Annotated in this window: 4 protein-coding genes; all 4 read right to left on the bottom strand. The window is 34.6% G+C overall.

Annotation, left to right across the window (positions count from 1 at the left end):
- On the bottom strand, positions 1-265 hold a 265-nt coding region (locus tag PLK24_RS09670; protein ID WP_324478614.1), incomplete at its 3' end, for a Glu/Leu/Phe/Val dehydrogenase dimerization domain-containing protein.
- 863 nt (positions 266-1,128) lie between these two features.
- Positions 1,129-1,926, bottom strand: coding sequence for an aldo/keto reductase (locus PLK24_RS09675; RefSeq protein WP_324478615.1), 798 nt, complete (start codon positions 1,924-1,926; stop codon positions 1,129-1,131).
- Positions 1,927-2,010: 84 nt separating this feature from the next.
- The gene (locus PLK24_RS09680; RefSeq protein WP_324478617.1) at positions 2,011-2,211 is read right to left on the bottom strand and encodes a heavy-metal-associated domain-containing protein; all 201 of its coding nucleotides are present in this window, start codon (positions 2,209-2,211) and stop codon (positions 2,011-2,013) included.
- A gap of 54 nt (positions 2,212-2,265) precedes the next feature.
- Positions 2,266-3,417 carry a trypsin-like peptidase domain-containing protein gene (locus PLK24_RS09685; RefSeq protein WP_324478619.1) on the bottom strand — a complete coding sequence of 384 codons (1,152 nt, stop codon included), beginning with the start codon at positions 3,415-3,417 and terminating at the stop codon, positions 2,266-2,268.
- Positions 3,418-3,695 lie beyond the last annotated feature (278 nt).

A 3,695-nucleotide genomic window follows, 5' to 3' on the forward strand; every position in this document is an offset into this window, starting at 1 on the left:
AAGCCTTTACTTCATCAATCGTTACATCAGGTGCAAATCGTAGTCCTCCTTTACAGGGACCTCTGCTGCTGGAATGTTGAACTCGATAACCAGTAAACATTTCGACATGTCCGTTATCCATTTCAACCGGGAAAGAAACCGTAAGTTCTCTTTCAGGATAGCGAAGTGAGATGTAATCATCAAGATTCAACTCAAGTTGGTCGGCAGCAGAATCGAGTAGTTGCAACATGTTTTCGTATGGATTATAGCTTCGACTTGTAGTCATTAATAACCTCCAAATTCTGAATTATAATTTGCAGCTAAAATATTATATATAATAGCAAAAAATGATTCTACATTTCATTATTTATTTATTAATTTCAGTTGGTGTTTTAATTTAATGAAATCAGGTTCTTTTCCAGAATATATAAAAAAGCACTTTACCATCTCTCTTTTCCAGCTTATTCAAGGGGGATTGATGTATTTAATATGTCTAACCCGAAAATACCGTCAAATGAATTCTTTAATCGGTCATCCTGAGACCTCGCTTTTTGAGGGCGTGAGGATCTCCATCTGACGCTGAAGCGTCATCCTGAGGCTTCGTATTCAGAAGCCGTGAGGATCTCATTTTTTTAGGTTTTTTATTCTTCATAAATATTATAAAGGATGAGATTGCCACGTCGCTGCGCTTCTCGCAATGACGGAACAGTAAAAAATTCAAATCCCCCTTACCCCCTTTTCTAAAGGGGGAAATTGATCGGCATATAAATATTTTCATTGTTATTTGGTGCCACACAAGTGGCATGAAGGTCTATCCTGAAAATCCACGGGTATGATAAATCAAGCCTCTACCAAAGAATATAAAAAGTAGGGGCACAAGGTATTGTGCCCATTCTATAATTAATGTAGCGATATGCCATGGCATATCGAATATTGGATTTTCTTCCTCATCTGGTGCTACACAAGTGGTATAAGGGCTTATCCAAAAATCTCGATTTATTAAATGTTTTTATAAAATAATTTTAGAGAATTCTTCTTTAATATAAAAGTTGTTGCAATTTTCCTAGTATTTCTCCCAGTTTTATTGTTAGGATCTCTTTATGGACAGCCACACTAAGTTTTTCAAATTAGAAATCTTTGTAAACTGGGTTATCCTTTAACCAATCTTTGGCCACGATTTAATTGAAAAATGGTATACATATCATCAGAGGATAACTGAAAATCAAAAATGTCAAAATTTAACTTCTGATGCTCTGCACTTTTTGCTTTAGGGATAGCAACCACTTTTTTTTGCTGGATTAACCAACGGAGCATAATTTGTGGAACTGTTTTCTCATATTTGCTAGCAATTTTTTCCAAGGTTGGATTATTAAGGTCCCGACCCCGGGCAATGGGACAGTAAGCAGTTAATGAAATATTATTTTTTTGACAGTAACTCAATATGGATTTTTGGTCGAGAAAGGGATGGTATTCAACCTGGACATTCATTATAGGCAAAAAAGATATTTTTTGGGCTTTCATGAGAAGATCTTTACTAAAATTGCTTAGTCCAATAAATCTAAGCATCTCCTTATTTTTTAGATAGTTCATCGCTTTAAAAGTCTCAGATAAGGAGATATTTGGGTTCGGCCAATGAATGAGTAACAAGTCAACATAATCGGTTTTCAGTTTTTTTAAACTATTTTCTAAAGAATGGATTACATCTTGGTATTGAAGATGAGTGGACCAAACTTTGGTAGTTAGAAATATTTCGTTACGAGGAACCAACGATTGAGCTATGGCTTCCCCAATTTCACTCTCGTTTTCATACATTTCAGCAGTATCGATATGTCGGTAACCAATCTCAAGGGCAGAAATGGTTGCTTCAAAACATTCTTTCCCTCTCAAATTCCAAGTTCCAAGACCAATCACTGGCATTTTCATTTCAAATATTTCAATAAATTCCATCCCGTTTCCTCCTTCTTGCTAAATTTTTATTCTGGCATAGTATTGTCAAGAATCGCAATGGTCTATCAAATTTATACCGAGGCTTTATATAACTTTGGATTCATAACCGGCATTTTTAATTGCCGAAATCAGGGATTGAGGCGTAACTCCATCTTTGACGGTTATATCGGCTTCACCCTTTTTTAAATCGACACTAACAGCTAAAACACCAGGAACTTCCTGAAGCGCTTTTTGTACTCTCGCGACACAATGTTGGCAACTCATGCCTTCGATTTTTAATTTCATTTAAAACACCCCAGAATTTTAAAATATTAGTTTTAAATAATATGGAAAATTTATTTAAAAATTAGTATTTAATCGGAAACGATCCATCATTTGTTGGAAAATTGGTTGATAAACTTGGTACCTATTAGATTCTGCAGTGAAGGTTAAAATATATCCTTTATTTCCTTGAACCAAATAAACTTGTGAAAAAGTCAGGTTTTTTCCGCTTTGAGAACGACTATAAATTAGTATTTTGCTGGGAACACCCGAAACAAAACCATCATAATTCCCTAAAAATTGGATATCGGGGAAAGCTTTTAATTGATTGATATTCCATTGGTAATAATCAGCTAATTGAACTGGGGATTGATAGGTTTCAACAATAACATTTAGATTTTCACGAAAACTATCATTTTGACTGTCTGTTGGGGCAAGGAAGCCATTGATAATCTGGTTTTGATAATTCTGGGTAACCGGTTCCCAATTGGAAGGATAACTAACAAAAAATCTATGTGAAGAATCCTCAAAAATTTTAAAATCCACAGCTGATAATTGAGCCAAAGAAATTGGATTAGGTCTTTTATTATTAATAATATCTATCACTCTTTGACTGGGAATAGCAAAATTAAGATTTTCTCCGTGAAAATAGACATAAAAAGCAATAGCGATTACTTCACCCTGCATATTCATCACTGGACTCCCGCTGGAACCAGGAGAAACCGGAGCGGTTATTTGTATGACTTCTCCATTTGAGTATTCGGGAATATTTCTTATTGCAGCAATAATTCCATCCGATACGCTAAACTCAAGAGCTAAAGGATTTCCCATGACCAATACCCTTTCACCAATTTCAGGGGTTGAATGAGAAATTGGAAGACCTTGAACTGAATCATTTCGGATATCTACTGAAAGTAAAGCCAAGTCACTTTCTTTGCTTCCACCTAGAGCCTCTTTTACTAAATAGGAATTACCTTCAAAGGTTTTTACCACGGCACTATGAGCACTTTCAATAACGTGCCAATTGGTGATGACATCTCCTTGGTTATTTATAAAGAAGCCACTTCCTTGCATTAAGCTTTGACCTTGATTATTAAATGTATAGATAGCCACAATCGTAGGTTTTACTTTTTTTACCAGAGAAACTAGATCGGCTTGGGAAAAGGATATGTTTGATAAAATGAACAAGACAATTAAAATTAATACTATTCGGAACAAATATTTTTTCACAATTTCACCCTCCTATGTCCCATGAATGAATACTTATAATTCTATTATAGAGGATTGATTTGTGAATTGCTCATTTGTAATACGGGTTTGCTTATGATATTCTCAAATGTTATCTAAATATAAAATATTTTATCTAAAGAGTCATCGAAACATAAGGAAGATATGGAATTTCTTTTTATTAATTCAGATAGGTAAATTTATCCTTTAAAATTATTCCAATACCGAACTTGTTACCCCCAATGAGGTGATGATCAATCATGACATATCGAGGATTTAGC

Source organism: Atribacter sp., from assembly GCF_035418125.1.
Classification (GTDB): Bacteria; Atribacterota; Atribacteria; order Atribacterales; family Atribacteraceae; genus Atribacter; species Atribacter allofermentans.

Bases quoted from the DNA above. Each gene is read 5' to 3' on its own strand.
- PLK24_RS09675 (WP_324478615.1), bottom strand. From the start codon at position 1,926: ATGGAATTTATTGAAATATTTGAAATGAAAATGCCAGTGATTGGTCTT.
- PLK24_RS09680 (WP_324478617.1), bottom strand. From the start codon at position 2,211: ATGAAATTAAAAATCGAAGGCATGAGTTGCCAACATTGTGTCGCGAGA.